This is a genomic window from Dongia sp. P2_B8 (assembly GCF_056404715.1).
Genome location: NZ_JBFUDM010000003.1, coordinates 1,040,151 through 1,057,618 on the forward strand (window position 1 = coordinate 1,040,151; position 17,468 = coordinate 1,057,618).

The 17,468-nt window shown below is 61.4% G+C and carries 12 protein-coding genes and 1 tRNA gene; 7 read left to right on the forward strand and 6 right to left on the reverse strand.

Going from position 1 to position 17,468, the window contains the following annotated elements; genetic code table 11:
• Positions 1-113 precede the first annotated feature (113 nt).
• Positions 114-1,706, forward strand: a complete 1,593-nt coding sequence (locus tag AC1DWZ_RS12420) for a zinc-binding metallopeptidase family protein (RefSeq protein ID WP_477169206.1) — start codon at positions 114-116, stop codon at positions 1,704-1,706.
• Between the two features lie 3 nt (positions 1,707-1,709).
• Here AC1DWZ_RS12420 and AC1DWZ_RS12425 read toward each other — a convergent pair whose 3' ends face one another.
• From AC1DWZ_RS12425 to AC1DWZ_RS12440, 4 genes are all read right to left on the reverse strand, one after another.
• Positions 1,710-2,615 (reverse strand): homocysteine S-methyltransferase family protein, encoded by a 906-nt coding sequence (locus AC1DWZ_RS12425; protein WP_477169207.1) that lies wholly within the window; start codon positions 2,613-2,615, stop codon positions 1,710-1,712.
• Between the two features lie 76 nt (positions 2,616-2,691).
• On the reverse strand, positions 2,692-4,392 hold the full coding sequence (locus AC1DWZ_RS12430; RefSeq protein ID WP_477169208.1) for a GMC family oxidoreductase: 1,701 nt from the start codon (positions 4,390-4,392) through the stop codon (positions 2,692-2,694).
• Positions 4,392-5,696 (reverse strand): NAD(P)/FAD-dependent oxidoreductase, encoded by a 1,305-nt coding sequence (locus tag AC1DWZ_RS12435; RefSeq protein WP_477169209.1) that lies wholly within the window; start codon positions 5,694-5,696, stop codon positions 4,392-4,394. The genes AC1DWZ_RS12430 and AC1DWZ_RS12435 overlap by 1 nt, the downstream gene beginning before the upstream one ends.
• 15 nt (positions 5,697-5,711) lie before the next feature.
• A complete protein-coding gene (locus tag AC1DWZ_RS12440) occupies positions 5,712-6,443 on the reverse strand; it encodes an HAD-IA family hydrolase (protein ID WP_477169210.1) in 732 nt (243 codons plus the stop codon).
• Between the two features lie 169 nt (positions 6,444-6,612).
• Between AC1DWZ_RS12440 and AC1DWZ_RS12445 the strand changes: the two genes are divergently transcribed.
• The gene (locus tag AC1DWZ_RS12445; protein WP_477169211.1) at positions 6,613-7,590 is read left to right on the forward strand and encodes a LysR family transcriptional regulator; all 978 of its coding nucleotides are present in this window, start codon (positions 6,613-6,615) and stop codon (positions 7,588-7,590) included.
• Between the two features lie 25 nt (positions 7,591-7,615).
• On the opposite strand, the gene AC1DWZ_RS12450 is transcribed toward AC1DWZ_RS12445, so the two are convergent.
• Entirely contained in the window at positions 7,616-12,376 is a 4,761-nt protein-coding gene (locus AC1DWZ_RS12450) for a beta strand repeat-containing protein (RefSeq protein WP_477169212.1), read from the reverse strand.
• A gap of 425 nt (positions 12,377-12,801) precedes the next feature.
• Between AC1DWZ_RS12450 and AC1DWZ_RS12455 the strand changes: the two genes are divergently transcribed.
• Together AC1DWZ_RS12455 and AC1DWZ_RS12460 are read left to right on the forward strand one after the other, a co-directional pair.
• A complete protein-coding gene (locus AC1DWZ_RS12455; RefSeq protein WP_477169213.1) occupies positions 12,802-13,278 on the forward strand; it encodes an Lrp/AsnC family transcriptional regulator in 477 nt (158 codons plus the stop codon).
• An 89-nt stretch (positions 13,279-13,367) separates the two neighbouring features.
• Complete coding sequence (locus AC1DWZ_RS12460) at positions 13,368-13,658, forward strand: hypothetical protein (RefSeq protein WP_477169214.1); 291 nt, start codon at positions 13,368-13,370, stop codon at positions 13,656-13,658.
• On the opposite strand, the gene AC1DWZ_RS12465 is transcribed toward AC1DWZ_RS12460, so the two are convergent.
• Positions 13,624-13,697, reverse strand: a tRNA-Gly gene (locus AC1DWZ_RS12465). The two genes, AC1DWZ_RS12460 and AC1DWZ_RS12465, sit on opposite strands and share 35 nt — an antisense overlap.
• Before the next feature lie 137 nt (positions 13,698-13,834).
• Here AC1DWZ_RS12465 and AC1DWZ_RS12470 point away from each other — a divergent pair.
• From AC1DWZ_RS12470 to AC1DWZ_RS12480, 3 genes are read left to right on the forward strand one after another with little or no spacing between them, the layout of a single operon-like run.
• Positions 13,835-15,091 (forward strand): ABC transporter substrate-binding protein, encoded by a 1,257-nt coding sequence (locus AC1DWZ_RS12470; protein WP_477169215.1) that lies wholly within the window; start codon positions 13,835-13,837, stop codon positions 15,089-15,091.
• Positions 15,092-15,097: 6 nt separating this feature from the next.
• Positions 15,098-16,816, forward strand: coding sequence for an ABC transporter permease (locus AC1DWZ_RS12475; RefSeq protein ID WP_477169216.1), 1,719 nt, complete (start codon positions 15,098-15,100; stop codon positions 16,814-16,816).
• Entirely contained in the window at positions 16,813-17,457 is a 645-nt protein-coding gene (locus AC1DWZ_RS12480) for an ATP-binding cassette domain-containing protein (RefSeq protein ID WP_477169217.1), read from the forward strand. The genes AC1DWZ_RS12475 and AC1DWZ_RS12480 overlap by 4 nt, the downstream gene beginning before the upstream one ends.
• Positions 17,458-17,468: the final 11 nt, after the last annotated feature.

Here is a 17,468-nt window from a genome sequence, read left to right on the forward strand (position 1 = left end):
AATTGACGAACAACGCGCCCAGTCGCACCTGATCCTCGGGTCAAGCCCGAGGATGACGACCGAGAGGGCTTCAGCTAGCATCCCGCCAAATCAGAATCGGGCAGGGGATTTCCATGAGCGCCGCCAGCAGCCAGAAGCAATTCGTTCTTGATTGGGTGTCGGATCACGCCCAGGAACTGTCCGACTGGCATCAAATCATCTGGCATTTCGCCGAGCCGGCCTTCCGCGAATACAAATCCTCCGCTTGGTATGTCGAGAAACTCCGCGCGGAAGGCTTCGAGGTCGAGGCCGGCTCTGGCGGTATACCGACGGCGTTCATGGCGACCTGGCGCAATGGAACTGGACCGACCATCGCTACCTATGTCGAGTACGACGCGGTCCCCGGCAATTGCCAGGCGGCGAGCACGAGGCAGGAACCGCGCAAGGGTCTCTCCAAATACGCACCTGGCCATACCGATCCACATTCAGCCTTGGGCATGAGCGCTTTCGGCGGCGCACTCGCCACCAAGGCCGCGATGGAAAAGTTCGGTATCAAGGGCACGCTGAAAGTTTTCGGCGAGCCGGCCGAGAAAGTGCGGGCATCGAAACCGATCCATGCCGCCAAGGGCTATTACGACGATCTTGATGCCGCGGTCTCATTCCATCCCGCTTACATGCTGCCCATGGTCAATACCACGATCTGGGATACGCATTGCGGTGTCGGCTACAACTACATCTATACTTTCACCTGCGATGCGCCGCAGGAGTGGATTGCGTCGGACAAATATAGTCCGATCCCGCAGAATCATCTCGCGGCACGCGCGCCTGGTGCCAATGATGCGCTGATGCACTTCTATTCTCTGAACGAAAGCCTGCGCCGTTCCATGCTGCCCTTCACAGGCTTGTGGAGTTTCAACGAGGCGATCCTCGCCGCCGGCCAAGCGACCGCCGACAATCTCACGCCGCAGATTTCGCAGATCAACTACATGCTGCGCACCGATTCCGTCGAACAGGCGGAGATCATCAGCAATGTCATGGACAACAATGCCGCCGCGGCTGCGATGGCGACTTTCTGCAAATGGAAGAAGACCTGGGTGGCCAAGAGCCGGCCGGGTCTGGCCAATCATGCGATCGCGCAGGCGACCTACGACAATCTGGCGCTGGTTGGGGCCCCGAAATGGGGCAATGAGGCCATTAAGGTCGCACAGGAGATGCAGCGTAATCTTGGGTTAGAGTCGATGGACAGGCCGTTCCTGCCGGCGACCGAAGCGCTTATTGACCCGCAGGAATGCGAGCGCCTGATGCGCAAGCAGATGCCGGAATGGCAGCAATACCTGACGTCAGATGATTATCCCGATTATACTTGGCATTGCCCGACCGTGCGCCTCATCGTGGCACGGCCGATGCTCTCGGCGCCCAAGGGTTACACCTATCCGGATTGGGTGCCCAATGCGCTGGGTGGGATTCCAGCGACCATCGATCCGATGATCCAAACCTCGGCGAAGACCATCGGCGCTACCTTGCTCGATCTCTTCACCAAGCCGGACCTGCTGAAGCTTGCGACGGACGAGTTCAATGAGCGTACGGGCGGTGGCATCGGCGGCACCAAATGGATGGCGCCGCTGCTGTCGAAGGACTTCAAGGTCCCGCACCAATATCGCTGGCCGGAATACATCACCACCGCCCGTGGCGAGGAATGGACCATTCCCTACCGCGACGACGAGTGAGGTCTAGGTCAGCTTTTCCTTCAGCGCAGCGATGTGTTCCGGCCCGATGCCGCAGCAGCCACCGATGATGTCGGCGCCGCGCTTCTGCCAATCCTGGGCGAAGGCGAGATAACCCTTGGGATCGAGATCGGCGCGGATGTCGCTCAACGTACCATTGGCCTCTTCATCTTCGGTCCGCGCCGGGAAGGCGTTGGCGTAGCAGCCGACCTTGATGTCGGCGCCAAGGCGCTTCAGCTCCGCGCGCGCTGCGTCGATGGCGGTTCCCATCACTTCCGGCTGGCTGCAATTGAAGAGGAGGGTGGCAGCACCCAATTCGTGGGCAAGTTTCGCTGCCGCGACCACGGTCTCGCCGGAGCGGAGGCGCGGATTGGCGAGATCGGGATGATCGTCATGAAGCGTGAAGGATAGCCACAAAGGCTTGGTGTCGCCCTTCAGGCCTTTGGCTACTTCGCGCGCCTCATCCAGGGCGCTTTGCGTTTCGGCGAGCCACAGATCGACATGCGGCTTCAGCCCGGCGATGAGCGGCGTCAACAGGCCCTGTGCCTGTGCCGCGTTGAAGAGGTCGGGCCGGTAGGACCCGAAGAGCGGCGGCAATGATCCCGCGACCAAGACCGTCTTGCCTGATTCCGTCGCTGCCTGGCGAGCAAGGCGGCCAGCGAGGTCGGCCAACTCCTGGCCGCGGGCAGCAAAGCGCGCATCGCCAATATGGTACGGCACCACCGCATAGGAATTGGTGGTGATCACCTCAGCCCCAGCCTTGATGAAGGCGGCGTGCGCCTGGCGCACGAAGTCCGGCCCTTCCAGCAGCGCCAGCGCCGACCATTCCGGCTGCTTGAACGGAGCCCCCATCCGGTTCAATTCGCGGCCCATGCCGCCATCAAGCAGGGTGATACGACCGGTCTCATTCATCTGGTGGTTCCTTGTGCGTGGAAATCGATTTGGCGCAGTCTAGTGCGATCTTTTTGCCGCGTCGACCAAGCTTATCTTAGTGCCTGCCCTTGATGAAATCGGCGATTCTTTCGGCGATCATGATCGTCGGAATATTTGTATTTGCACAAGGAATGCTCGGCATCAGCGAAGCATCGCAAATGCGCAGGCCTTGCGTTCCATAGACTTGGCCGGTTGGGGAAGCGACGGCCATGGCGTCGCCGGGGGCGCCCATCTTGCAGGTGCCGGATGGATGCCAGGTGCCGCCAACATATTGCCGGACAAAGGAGGTCAGCAATGCCTCGTCCTGCAGCAGCCCATCGGCTGTGAGACCCAGCGTCACGATGCTGTCGATCAGCTGCTTGCGCAGCGGACCCGCATAGTCGAGGAGGGCCGCCAGGGCGCCGCGCTGGATCCGGTTGCGCAGTCCCGGCATGGCGACCTTGGCCACGCGTGGTGAATAGCTTGAGGGAAAGACCGTGTCCCGGAAACCATCCATCATCGGGTCGGCCAATGTCCGAATGCCGAGCCGCAATGCCAGTTTGAGCCGTTCCAGGTCCCGCCAATCCGACAGCATGTTGAAATCGACGATCGGTTCCACGCTGGCGTCGCGGGAGGCGAGGGTAAGCGACCCGCGCGAATAGGATTTGTTGACCCAGAAGAACATGGTCCCCATCCGCAGCCCGACAGAATGCCAACCTGAGCGCGACAGGATCGCCGCATGCATGTCGCCTTGCGGTGTCCCTTCCAGGTCGGAGGAGAAGCGCAACACACCCTGCTCGTGATGCTCAGTCATATCCTGTACGCGCGCCGCCGGCGGTAGATAGGTCGCGACTGCTATGGAGGGGTGTTCCATCAAATTCCGTCCGACACCCGGGCGATGCGCAATGATGGGAATGCGAAGACGGTCAAGGTCGGCCTGCGGGCCGATGCCACTGCGCAGGAGCAACGCCGGCGTGTGGATGGCGCCGGACGCGACGATCACCTCCGCAGCGCGGACCGTTTCGGCCGGTGCGCCCTCTTGGGCCATGAGGATGGCACCGACGGCGTGGCTACCTTCGAAAATCAATCGATCGACCATGCGTCCGGTGATGATGCGCAGATTGGGACGCTGCCGCACCGCCGGAGTGAGATAGGCGATTGAGGTCGGCACGCGCTCACCTTTGTCGCTGACGGCGACCGTCCCGGCGAAGACGCCATCCAGCCAGTCGCCATTCTGATCCGGCCGGATCGGATAGCCACGGGCATCGAGGGTCCGTGAGACCGCCTTGACGAATGGCGACATCTTTTCCTGCGTGATCCGGCGGATCGGCAAGGGGCCGGATTGCCCATGCAGCGGACCGGCGAAATCCTGGTCGTGCTCGAGCTTGAGGAAGTAGGGCAGGCAGTCTTCCCAGGACCATCCATCGGCACCCAAGGCTTGCCATTCGGCATAGTCGGACGGCGCGCCGCGATTGGCCATCAGGGCGTTGATGGCGGAGCCGCCGCCCAGCAGCCGCGCCTGCTCATAACGGCGGGGTGCCCGCCCGACGCTATTGCCGGGATTGGCACCCATGAGTGCCGTCAGCGCTTGCCAGATGTTGCTGATGTCGAGATAGGCGCGGCCGGGATAGCGGCTACGGATCGCGTCGGGCATCGTCTCCGGCGTCAAGTCGCGCCCGGCCTCGACCAGCCATATTGTCCGGCGCGGGTCTTCAGAGAGGCGTGCCGCCAGCACGCAGCCCGCCGAGCCGCCGCCCAGGATGAGATGGTCGATCATCAGCGCCCGATCCGATCGAGGAATTGATACCAGCCGGCGACCAGCCGGACGGCAGGTTCCCGGATGGCGTAGAACGGCACCTGCTTCAGGCGCTCGGTGGCGAGGAGGCCGATATCCGGCCGGCCGCCGACAACGATCTCGGCCAGATATTTTCCCATCAGCGACGACATGGCAATGCCGGTGCCATTATAGCCGACAGCGTAGCTGATTCTGTCATCAAGCCGGCCGACATGTGGCAGGCTGTCGAGTGTCATGCCGACAAGGCCGGACCAGCGGTGCGTGACCTCGACGCCGGCGAGGTCCGGAAACTGGGCGACCATCGCGCGTTCAAGTGCCTCGAAGGCGGCCGGCGAATCCTGTCGGCCGAAGGCACCGCGTCCGCCATAGAGCAGCCGCCCGCCCGCCTTGCGGAACCAGCGCATCATGCGCCGGGTCTCGGTATAGCTTCGGCCTTGGGCAAGCAGCCTCTGGCCGACTTTGCCGGTCAGTGGTTCCGTTGCAATGATGGCGCTGCGGAAGGGAATGAGTGAGCGTTGTACCGGTACCGTGGCTTGGGTGAGATCGGAATAGGCGTTGGTGGCGATGATGGCCTGCCGCGCCCGGACGGTTCCCGTTGATGTTTCAAGGATCAGCCCCGGCCCATCACGGCGTATTGCCGTGACCAGGCTTTGCTCGAAAATGTCGATGCCCTGCGCGGCAATGCCCAATGCCAACCCACGCACGAAGTTGAGCGGATGAATGATCCCGCCATGGGTGTTGAGGAGCCCGCCGGTGAAGCCTGTCGATCCAGTTTCTGCCACCATGTCGGTGGCCGAGAGAATCGACGTCGATCGGTCGCCGAGAACATCGTGGAGCCAGGAAACCTCCGCTTTCAAGGCATCGAGCGATTGGATGTTATGGGCGCATCGCAGGCTGCCGCTTTCGCGAAATTCCGCATCCTTGATGCGGTAGGCCTCGACCAGCTCGCCGACATGTGCGATCGCTTCAATGCCCAGATCGTGCATGCGCCGCGCCATGGCGATATCCCAACCCGCGGCGATGGCAGAGAAGCTCAGGCGGAACTTGCCGGACACGACACCGCCATTGCGCCCGCTGGCACCCCAGCCGACGCGGTTGGCCTCCAGCACCACCGGGCTGAGGCCCTTTGCCGCCAGATAGCGGGCAGCGGACAATCCCGTATAGCCGCCACCGATGATGGCGACATCACATTGCGTGCTGCCGCTCTGCAGTTGGAAACGGGGCTGGTTCGCAGCCGTATCGATCCAGAGCGAGGCGGCTTCGGGAAGCCGTGCGGGAATATCCACCGGGCTACCCCGATCTCAGACGGTTGCCGCGGATTTGTGGAACGACCGGAGATCGGCATCCACCGCATCGGCCAGCTGCTTCAGCGACGAAAAATGATAGTCCGGCTTGGTGAGGATCTTCGGTTCCGGCGTGCCGCCGAAACCCTTCAATCCCTGGCGCCGTTCGATCCAGCAAACCGTGTATCCCAGTTCCTTGGCGACACCGATATCGTGATGCTGGCTCTGCGCTACGTGCAGGATCTCGTTCATCTGATAGCCATGGGCGGATTGGCGGCCGCGGTTGAAGGCGAAGAACTGCGGATTGGGTTTGGCGCAGCCGGTCTCGTCACAGGTGACGCTGTCGTGGAACGGATTGCCGAGTGTGGCGCTGTAGGCCGACAAAGCCGTGCGATCGGCATTGGTCATGGCGACGAGGCGAAAGTTCTTGCGTAACCGCTTCAGCGCATCGGCAGAATCGGCAAAAGCCGGCCAGCGCAACACGGCAAGCTGGAAGGCATCCGCCGTCGCTTCGTCATTCTTGAAGCCCAGTTCATTGGCGACGAACAGATAGACATCCTTCATGGCAAAGCTCGAGCGGCCATAGAAAGCGTCACGCCCGCGCTTATAGACCTCGAATATCTCGTCATCCGTCGCTTTGACGGCCTTGTCGCCGCCGAGCGCCCGCATTGCGTCGAGGACGCCTTTTTCGAAATCGATCAACGTACCGACGACGTCGAAGGTGAGAACTTTGAAGCTGGAGAGCGACATGGGCAGTCCTTCTCATGTGTTTCTTTAGGAATTAGGGCGTCACATCAGGTAATAGCAGGTCCCTCATCAACCATGCGTGGGCCGGCTTGGATCTCGATTTTTTAGAGAAAACCAGAACGACGGAGGCAGGACCATTGAAATAAAGTTAGTCGTGATGTTACATCATGTAATGACACTACTGCGTAAATCCCTGCCCTCCATGAACGCCCTGTTCTCCTTCGAGGCGGCGGCGAGATGTGGCAATTTTTCGAAGGCGGCGGACGAACTCAATGTCACGCCGGCGGCGGTCAGCCGCATGATCGGGCGCCTGGAGGAACATCTGGGGACACAGCTTTTTGCGCGTCAGCCGACCGGCTCAACGCTGACGGAGGCTGGCAAGATCCTCTTCGAGAGCATCTCCAGGGGATTTTCCGGAATCGAGAACGCACTGCGCGAGATCGAGAACCGGCAGACCGGGATCGAGACCGTCTCGCTGTCGGTTTCGACCGGCTTCACGACCCATTGGATGATGCCGCGCATGGAGACGTTCAAAGCACGGTTTCCGCATGTCGATCTGCGCTTCCAGCTGATCATGGGTGCGCTCGCTGGGCCGGTGAACGATGTCGATCTCGGCATGCGCTTTGTGGACGGCCCTGACGATCGACATGACGCAGCATTCATCATGCCTGAAATTCTGCTGCCGATCTGCAGCCCGTCTTATTATGAACGCCACGCCGCTGGCGCTGGTGGCGTGGAAACGGCCGTGAGCACGATCGTCAATTTGAGCGACGCGCAGCCGGACTGGTCACGCCTGCTATCCCCGCGGCAGACGGGTGAAGCCACGAATTCATTGATCTTTTCCGATTATGCCATCGTCGTGCAAGCGGCCCTTCTCGGGCAAGGCGTGGCACTTGGCTGGCTCAATGTCGTCGCCCACTGGCTGCGTGCGCAGGCACTTGTCCCGGCACGGCAGGACCTCATGATCACCGGGCGCCTCTGCCATCTCCTGCGCGCGCGGGATAAACCCGATCGCCCGGTCGTGACGGAGATCCGCGATTGGATCATCGACGAATTGCGCAGCGACGTCGTCGAACTCGACCGGCAGTATCCAACCCTGGGCTTGGCGCCCTTGCTGGAACAGGCCGGCAAAAAGGCGCGGCCCCAGTAAGGAGCCGCGCCTGGTTGATGCCGGATCAGGGAGCTTCGACGACCAGGTTTGCACCGAGAGCCCAGGAAAGATCCTGCGTCGCGGTGATCTGCGGTCCGGTCCAGCCCGTGATCGTCGCCATGACGGTATCGTCCTGATAGATCGTCAGCGTGGTGCCGTTGCTGGCAGCATGGATGCCGGCATCAAGCAGATTGTGCAGATCGTCAATGCCATTGTCGAAGATGTCGGCCAAGACCAGCTTGTCTTCACCGAACTTGAAGTCGGTGATGGTATCGGGACCGTCCAGTTGGTCGTAGAACAGGACAAACTCGTCGATGCCCGTGCCACCGGTCAATTTGTCGACGCCAGCGCTGGTCTCCAGGCGATCGTCGCCGGCACCGCCGATCAGCGTATCATTGCCTGTACCGCCATTCAGTTGGTCGCTACCGATGCCGCCGTCGAGGGTGTCGTTGCCAATATCGCCAAAAAGATTGTCGTCACCGATACCGCCATCGAGCTTGTCGTTGCCGCTACCGCCGTCCAGCATATCCTTGTCGTCGCCGCCGAAGAGCGTGTCATTGCCATTCTCGCCCCACAGCGTGTCGTCGCCGGCATCGCCTTTCAGGATATCGTTGTCGGAACTGCCTTTGAGCATGTCGGCGCCATTTCCGCCCATGAGCGTATCGTTGCCAGACCCGCCAAACAATGAGTCAATACCGTCGCCGCCATCGAGAGTATCAGCGTCATTCCCACCGTGCAGAGAGTCGTCGTTCAGACCGCCAAACAATGTGTCGGCCCCGTCATCGCCCATCAGATAGTCATTGCCTTCACGCCCGTCCAGTTTGTCGGCGCCCGCACCACCATCGAATTCGTCCGCGTCATTTGTGCCGAAGAATTTGTCGGCAAAGGCCGACCCGGTATAGGTCTCGATCCCATTATAGGTATCGCCGAGGGCGAAGCCGGTATTGAGCGCTCCATTGATAAGGTCGAGCGTGACCCCGGCCGTCGCAAGCTCGAAGGTAACCTCGTCTTGAAGACCATCTCCGCCGGAGATCTTGTCGCTGCCGGCATCGGCATAGATGATGTCGTTCTCATCGCCGCCGGACAGAATATCATCACCGACGCCGCCATAGAGTTTGTCGTCGCCCGCGCCACCAATCAGCGTGTCTTTTCCGTCACCGCCATAGAGATCGTCATTTCCCGTGCCGCCGTCCAGCTTGTCATCGCCTTTGCCGCCTTTGAGGACGACAATCCCCGAGACGTAATAGTCGTTGGTGATGACGTCATCGCCCTGCGTTCCTTCCAGGATCTCGACATCGGTATAGCTGTCGCCGGTCGCATCGCCGCCGCTCTTCGACGTATCGGTGAGATCGATGGTGAGGCCTGCCAGAAGATAGCCATAGCTGGCGACGTCACCATTTCCATCGTCGCCAAAGAATTTGTCGGCACCGGAGCCGCCGATCAGAATGTCGTCGCCGTTGCCGCCATAAAGATAATCCACGCCTTCGCCGCCCTCGAGCGTATCATTGCCCTCGCCGCCATGAAGCGTGTCACCGCCGAGGCCACCCGACAATTTATCGTTGCCCAGGCCACCGAAGAGATTGTCGGCGGCAGTACCGCCGATCAGCGTGTCGTTGAAATCGCTGCCGAAGAATGCTTCGATTAAAGTGTAGCTATCGCCTTTGGCATCACCCATATTCTTGGTGATGTCGGCAAGATTCACCGTTACCGCCGCTGTGGCATCAGCATAGCTGGCGATGTCGTAACCGCCGCCGCCGTCTAGTATGTCGGCCCCAGCCCCGCCGATCAGCGTGTCGGTGCCGAGGTCGCCGATCAGCGTGTCGATGCCGGCGCCACCACTCAAGGTGTTGGCGTTCGTGTCGCCCGTCAGCTTGTCATTGAACTTGCTGCCGGCCAGATTCTCGACAGTGTTGTAGGTGTCGCCGGCCGCTTCGCCGGTGTTGTTGCCGATGGTTACCAGATCGGCGATGATTGCCGCGGTTGCGTTGCGATAGGTGACGGTGTCAATACCGCCGCCGCCGATAAAGGTATCGGCGCCGAGCCCGCCTTCGAGCAGGTCGTCGTTATTGCCGCCGCTGAGCGTATCGTCGCCCTTGCCGCCAATCAGCGTGTCATCGCCATCATTGCCGATCAGCGTGTCGGTTCCGTCGCCGCCGTCCAGAGTGTCGTCGCCCGTATTGCCGGAAAAAGTATCGTCGCCGAGCCCGCCCAGAATCTGGTCATTGCCAGTGCCGCCGTCGCCCTGGTCATTGCCGGCGCCACCGTCCAGATAATCGTCCTCGGAATCGCCGAACAGCTTGTCGTTGGCGGCGCCGCCGGTAAGCTTGTCCGCATCGCTCCCGCCATGCAGCTCATCCTCACCCTCGCCGCCGTCCAGCACATCGTTGCCGGCATCGCCATTCAGGGTGTCAACGCCCAGGCCACCAAGAAGCTTATCGTTACCGTTGCCACCATAGAGCTTGTCGTCGTCAGCACCGCCATCCAGCGTATCGGCGTCGTCCTCGCCATAGAGTTCGTCATCGCCAGCGCCGCCGATCAATTTGTCGTTGCCGGTACCGCCATAGAGAAAATCACCTTCGGTGCCGCCGTCCAGTGAATCATCATTCTCCTGGCCTTTCAGGGTGTCGATACCGGCACCCCCCGTCAGGATGTCATTGCCCGTGCCGCCATAAAGGTAATCGTCACCCGTCTCGCCGGTGAGGGTATCGACATCTTCTTCGCCGTACATGACATCGTTATCGGCGCCGCCAGCGAGGGTATCCTTGCCGAGGCCGCCCTCTATCGTATCGTTGCCTTTGCCGCCGGCAAATGTATCGGCGCCGCCGTGTCCGAGGAAATAGTTATCGGCATCGTCCCCGACGAATTTGTCGGCAAAGTCAGATCCTACGATCAGTTCGATATCATAATACTTGTCGCCTTTGGCGTCGCCGGTGCTCAGTGCAGTGTTGGTCAGATTGATCGTGACGCCAGTCGTGGCGCTCTGATAGCTCGCGGTGTCAGAGTCGCCGCCGTCACCGTACAGGTGATCTGCGCCGGCACCGCCATGCAAAATATCGCCGTCATCGCCGCCAACTAGCGTGTCATCGCCAAGACCGCCATAGAGGTTATCCGAACCGCTGCCGCCGCCAAGCGTATCGTCGCCCGCCTCGCCGTAGATATAGTCGTGGCTAGCCCCGCCAGAGCTCTGATCTTTGCCGGCGCCACCATATATCGTGTCGGAACCGTCGCCACCATAGAGGAGATCATCGTATTTGGAGCCGATCAGGCCCTCGATGTCGGTATAAGTGTCGCCCTTGGCGTCCCCTTGATTCTGGGTGGTGTCGTCGAGCCAAGCGGTCACCGCCGCCGCGGCGTTGCGGTAGCTGGCATAGTCAAAATCGCCGTCGCCATCCAGATCGTCGGCGCCGGCACCGCCTTCGAGTTCGTCATTCCCCGAACCACCGGTAATGGTATCGTCGCCAGCACCACCTTGAACAATATCATCGCCGTTCTGACCAGAGAGAGTGTCAGCATCGGCGCCACCATCGATTTTGTCGTTGCCGGTGCCGCCTGCAATCAGGTCGGCACCACTGCCGCCTGTGATCGTGTCATCGCCGCTGTTTCCATCCAGGTTGCTGCCGAGATTGCTGGCAATCATGACATCGTTGTAGTAGCTGCCGACGAAGCGTTCGACCAAGACGTAACTGTCGCCTTTGGCGTCGCCGGTGCTCTTGCTCATGTCTTGCAGACTGAGTGTGAGACCGGTCAAGGAGGCTATAAAGTGGACAGTATCGAAATCTTCGCCACCGAGATATTTGTCTGCACCGGCACCTGCATAGAACTGGTCGTTGCCGGCGCCGCCAGTGACGGTGTCGTCACCAGCCCCGTCGGTCAAATAGTCGTTCCCGTCACCACCATCCAGGGTGTCGCTGCCGGCATCGCCCAAGAGAAAGTCGTTGCCGTCACCACCGGTTAGGGTGTCATTCCCGGCGCCGCCATGCAAATTGTTGTCGGCCGTATCGCCGAGCAGGACGTCGTTATAGGCACTGCCGACCAAATCCTCGACATTGACCAGAATGTCACCAGCCGCACCGCCAGCATTGCTGTCGGAATCCGCAAGATCGACTGTCACGCCAAGTTTCGAAGTGGCATAGGTGGCGGCGTCTAGCCCGAAACCGCCATCGATCTTGTCGGCGCCGAGACCGCCGTCGAGCACATCGCCGTTGTCGCCGCCAATCAGCCAATCGTTCCCGGCGCCCCCCATAAGATTGTTATGAAAGTCGATATTCCCAACGATCTTGTCCTGACCGTCGCCGCCATCGACCGCGACGTAGCTGGCTGAGTTGGCGCTGAATGTGGTTCCCTCGTCGGCCGTGATGAAGTCGTCATAGGCCGTGCCGACATGGGTCCCGTTCTTGTCGAGGACGGTCGTCGCCTCCGGCAGCAGTTCGATGGTCAGCGTCGCTGTATCGGTAACGCCGTTCTTGTCGGTGACTTTGTAGGTGAAGAGATCAATGTCGCCGTTGGCCGGCGCACCGCTATCGTAGATGTTGGCTTTCGCGCGCGTGTAGGTGTGGCTGCCATCGGGGTTGATATGCAGCGTACCGTGAAGCCCGGTGATGTCGACGCCGCCGACAGGCACGGCCTTGGTCGTAAACAGGTACTGGACGGAAGTCACCAGGTTCGGCGCTACACCAGCTACATCCTTGCCGGCGTTGCCGCTCAGCGTGTTGGTGCCGGTGATGACATTGCCCGTGGCAAGGCCACCCATCGTCCGGTCCAGATCCTTCAACACGTCCAACGCCATTTGTCGTCTCCTAGATAAAGACCGTCTCTCTCCCGGTTGTGCCGGGGGATGAGCGATCATTAAATTGCAGTTCGATGGGTGCTGTGAGCGCCCCCGCCAATGCCGATTGGGCGCGATCCGGGCGCATTAGGTTCAAGCGCAATGCGGCTGGGAAGTGGGGTTTCAGTGGAAACGTATTCGGGTCCCGGCTTGGCCGGAAAACTTCTTGTTTGGCGATCTTCGGGGTGGCGCCATTCGGAAATATTTCGGGAGTTCTATATGCATCAAATAGCGTAAAACGATACCGGGGCGGCCAGAGGCTGATTGTCATTGGCCAGAATCGACATAATTTGTCATTCTTGCGCCAAGTTTGGTCTTACCTTCCTATTTTTGTATAGCCCGATCCAAGCGTGAAATTTTTTCCGTAGCCTATAGGGAAATTGAAATTGGCGCCGACGCGAGACCGGCTGGATGCAAAGGATCTGGCCATTCTGGAACTCCTGCAACGCAATGGCGATTGGTCTCATGCGGAGATCGGGCGTCATGTGGGCCTGTCGGTATCGGCGGTGAATGACCGTATCCGTCGCCTCGTGGCTGACAAGACGATCGACGCCTGGACTGTCCGCATCAATCCCGCATCCCTCGGCCTCCATTTGCTGGCTTTCGTGAAAGTGCTGATCGACCGATCGGAAGACATACCAGCCTTTGTCGATGCGATCGGCGCCTATCCGGAAATCCAGGAATGCCATCACCTGGCGGGGGAATGGAACTATCTGCTGAAAGTGCGCGTGTCGACGACGGCGGAGCTGGAGCACTTCATTTCATCAAAGCTGAAGAACACGCTCAAGGTGACACGGACCTTCACATCGATCTGCCTTGATTCGATCAAGGACACTCACGCTCTGCCGATCAGGCCGCTTTGAAGAACTTCGGCAGCCGCGGCTGAGAGAGCTCAAGGCTCGACGGCAAGCGCTGCCTTGAGCTGTAACATCGGGTCCATGTCGACGACGTGATGTACCGCAATATCGGCTCGCGCAATCGCCTCGACTTCACAGTGATCGGGCCAGCACTCAACATCGCCCCACGGCTCGGAAACCTAGTCAAGGGCGTCAATCGTCCCATCCTGTTGTCGAAATCATTTGTCGGGATGGTTGTCTGCAAGCACAGGCTGCAAAACCTCAGCCCGACCCTTTTGAGGGGGCTCAGTCAACCCATCATCGCATTCGCGTTCCCACCCGACGACGAGCGACGCCGCCATTTAAATGCAGTGGAGCGGGTGAAGGGAATCGAACCCTCGTCGTAAGCTTGGGAAGCTTCTGCTCTACCATTGAGCTACACCCGCACGCCGGATGGACGGCTGCGGGGCGATTTATAGGGTATCGGGGGCGCCGGTTCAAGATGCCGGGCGCCGCATCTAAAGCTGAAACTATTTGCTGATTCCGCCGTATAGAATGGCATGGCAACAAAGGATGGTGGCAGATGAGGACTGGCTCGACCCGGCGCGATCTCCTTCTGGGCGGCCTAGCCCAATCCCTGGCCCTGTCCGTGACCCTCCCGCCGATCCTGTCGCTGGGCAGCCGGCCGGCCCGGGCCGATCCTGCACCCGCGAGCCATGAGGCGGCCCAAGCTGCCGGCCGCGGCCAGACAGTCTATTTCAACGCCTGGGGCGGCGATCAGCGGATCAACGACTATATCGCCTGGGCGGGGGCGGAGGTGGCGTCACGGTTCGGTGTTACCCTGCAGCACGTCAAGCTCACCGACACGGCGGAGGCCGTGACACGGGTGCTGGCCGGCAAGATCGCGGGCGAGGTTGATGGCGGCGGCGTCGATCTCATCTGGATCAATGGCGAGAATTTCGCCGCCATGAAGAAGCAGGACCTGCTGTTCGGGCCGATCCTCCACCTGCTGCCGAACATGAAATTCGTCGACCCCAAGACCAAGCCCACATTGCTGTCTGATTTCACCGTGCCGACCGATGGCTATGAATCGCCCTGGGGCATGGCGCAACTGGTCTTCTTCCACGACACGGCGCGCTTGGCGCGGCCTCCACGTACGTTGCCGGCCCTGCGCGACTGGGCCAAGGCCCATCCCGGCCGCTTCACCTATCCGGCACCGCCGGATTTCATCGGCTCCACGGTGCTGAAGCAGTTCCTGCTGTCGCTCGTCCCCGATCGCGCCCCGCTCGATCGTCCCCTCGACCCGGCGCATTTTAACGCGGTGACAGCACCGCTCTGGGACTATCTCAGCGACCTCACGCCGCATCTCTGGCGCCAGGGGAAAAGCTATCCGCTATCCAGCACCGATCTGCGGCAATTGCTCAACGATGGCGAGGTCGATATCTCCATGGCCTTCAATCCGGGCGATGCCTCCTCGGCCATTGCTCAAGGGTTGCTGCCGGACACTGTGCGCAGTTTCGTGCTGGAGGGTGGCACCATCGGCAACACGCATTTCGTCGCCATCCCTTTCAATGCCAATGCCAAGGCCGGTGCGCTGCTGGTGGCTGATTTCCTGCTCTCGCCTGAAGCGCAGGCGCGGAAACTGGATGCTGACGTCTGGGGCGATCCCACGGTGTTGGAGATGGGCCTGCTGGGCGCGCAGGACCGGGCCATGTTCGCGGCCTTGCCGGCGGGGATCGCCACCCTTTCGCCCAAAGAGTTGGGGCCGGTCCTCCCGGAACCCCATCCCAGCTGGATGGTGGCCATCGAGACGCGCTGGACACAGCTTTATGGGCACTGAAAACCCGTGAAAAGGGGCCTCCCACACCATGGTCTATTCTACAATGTAGAATATTCGGCACCGGCCGTGGCGCTGTTGCTGCTCTTGGGCTCGATCGCTGCCGGCCTCCTTTTCGTCCTGACGACCGGCTTCGGCTACCTGCCGGCGATGGGCGGGGACAGCCTGTCCCTGGACAGCTTCCGCCTGCTGCTTTCCGATCCCAGGCTGCTGCCGTCAATGATCACGACTGTCACGGCCGGCGTCATGGCAACGATCGCAGCCTTTGTCATCGCCCTCGGCCTGGTGGCGCAGCTGGATCCGTTGGGGGAGAACGGCCAGGGCTGGCCACATCGCCTGGCCGTCGCCATCCTTGCCGTACCGCATGTCGCGATGGCGCTGGGCCTTGCGTTCCTGCTGGCCCCCTCGGGCTGGATCCTGCGAGGCATCGCCACAGCGACGGGCTTCTTCCCCGTGCCGCCGGATTGGCAATTGGTGCCGGAGACATATGGGCTGACGCTGGGCCTGGGCCTGTTCCTGAAGGAGACGCCGTTTCTGTTCATCGCCATGGTGACGGCGCTGGCGCAGATCCGGCCGGCGGCGATGCTGCAGATGGCGCGCTCGCTCGGCTACCACGATCACATTGCCTGGGTGAAGCTGATCCTGCCGCGGCTCTATCCACTGATCCGCTTCCCGCTGCTGGCGGTGCTCGCCTATAGCCTCTCGGTGGTCGACATGTCCCTGATCCTGGGGCCGCGCACGCCGACGACATTGCCGGTCCTCATTCTGCGCTGGGCCAATGATCCCGATCTCAATCAGCGTTTCGTCGCCGCCGCGGCTGCCTTGCTGCAGCTGGTGCTGGTGGCCGCAGCTCTTCTGCTGTGGTGGCTAGGCGAGCGTGCCGTCATCAGGACCTTACGCCCGTGGCTCAGCCAAGGTGCGCGGGCCTGGCCGCGGGGGCTGGCGAGGGCAGGGCGGTGGGGGCTGCTGGGCATCGGCATGGTGGCGATTGCCGGCATCGCGCTGTCACTGCTGTCACTGCTGCTTTGGTCGATCGCGGCGACATGGCGCTATCCTGCTTTGTTGCCAGATCTATTGTCGATCGCAGCCTGGCAACGCGCCGCACTCAGTTTATGGCAGCCGCTCGCCAACAGCCTGCTGCTGGCCGTGCTTGGGACCATGCTGGCGGTTGCCTTGGCGCTGGCTTGCCTGGAACATGAAAAGCATCTGCGCCACGAGGTCGTGCGGCGGGCGGAACGATTCCTGTTTCTGCCCTTGCTGGTACCGGAGGTGAGCTTCCTCCTCGGCATCCAGATCCTGTTGCTGCTGATCGGTCTCAATGGCGGCTGGTTGGCGGTGGCGTGGCTGCATCTGCTGTTCATCTTCCCCTATGTGTTCCTGACTTTGAAGGAACCGTGGCGCGCCTTCGATCCGCGCTATGAACGCGTGGCATTGGCGCTGGGCGCATCCCCCTGGCGCGTTCTGTGGCGGGTGAAGCTCCCCATGTTGCGCGGCGCGGTGGCCTGGGCGTCGGCCATCGGCTGCGCGGTCAGCCTGTCGCTTTATCTGCCGACCGTCCTGGGTGGCGAGGGGCGGATAGTGACCTTGGCCACGGAGGCCGTGGCGCTCAGTGCCGGGGGCGACCGGCGGATCGTCGGTGTCTATGGCGTCTTGCAGGCTGCGAGTTCGGGCATGTTCTTCCTGCTGGCGCTCCTCATGCTGCGGCGGCGGCGATGGGGGGCGGCATGACGCGTCGCCTCAGCCTGCGGGCAGTTGAATTGTGGCGGGATGGGCAGCGCCTCCTCGGGCCGATCGATTGCGAGATCGAGTCGGGACACCCGGCCGTGCTGATGGGGCCGTCGGGCAGCGGCAAATCCACCCTGCTGAACTGGCTGATCGGGTCCTTGCCGCCGGCTTTTACTGCGCGGGGCCAGGTCCTGCTGGACGGAGTCGATATCAGCCAAACGCCGGTCCAGAGCCGCCGGTTAGGAATTCTATTCCAGGACGATCTGCTGTTTCCGCATCTTTCCGTCGCTGAAAATCTGGGTTTTGGCCTGCCGGCGGGACTGACGCCGGCGGACCGGCAGGCACGAATCGCTGCCGGCCTGGTCGAGGCCGAGCTGCCGGGACTGGGTGCCCGCAATCCTCTCAGCCTCTCCGGCGGCGAGCGGGCGCGCATCGCGCTCATGCGCACCCTGCTGTCGGAACCCCATGCCCTATTGCTCGACGAACCCTTTGCAAAACTGGATATTGCGTTGCGGGAGCGCTTTCGGCGTTTGGTCTTTACACGGGCTGCGGCCCGCAACCTTCCCGTGCTTATGGTCAGTCATGATCCAGCCGATGCGAGGGTCGCGGACGGCCCTCTGATCAGGCTGGAAGGACTCGGTTGAGCGGCAAATTC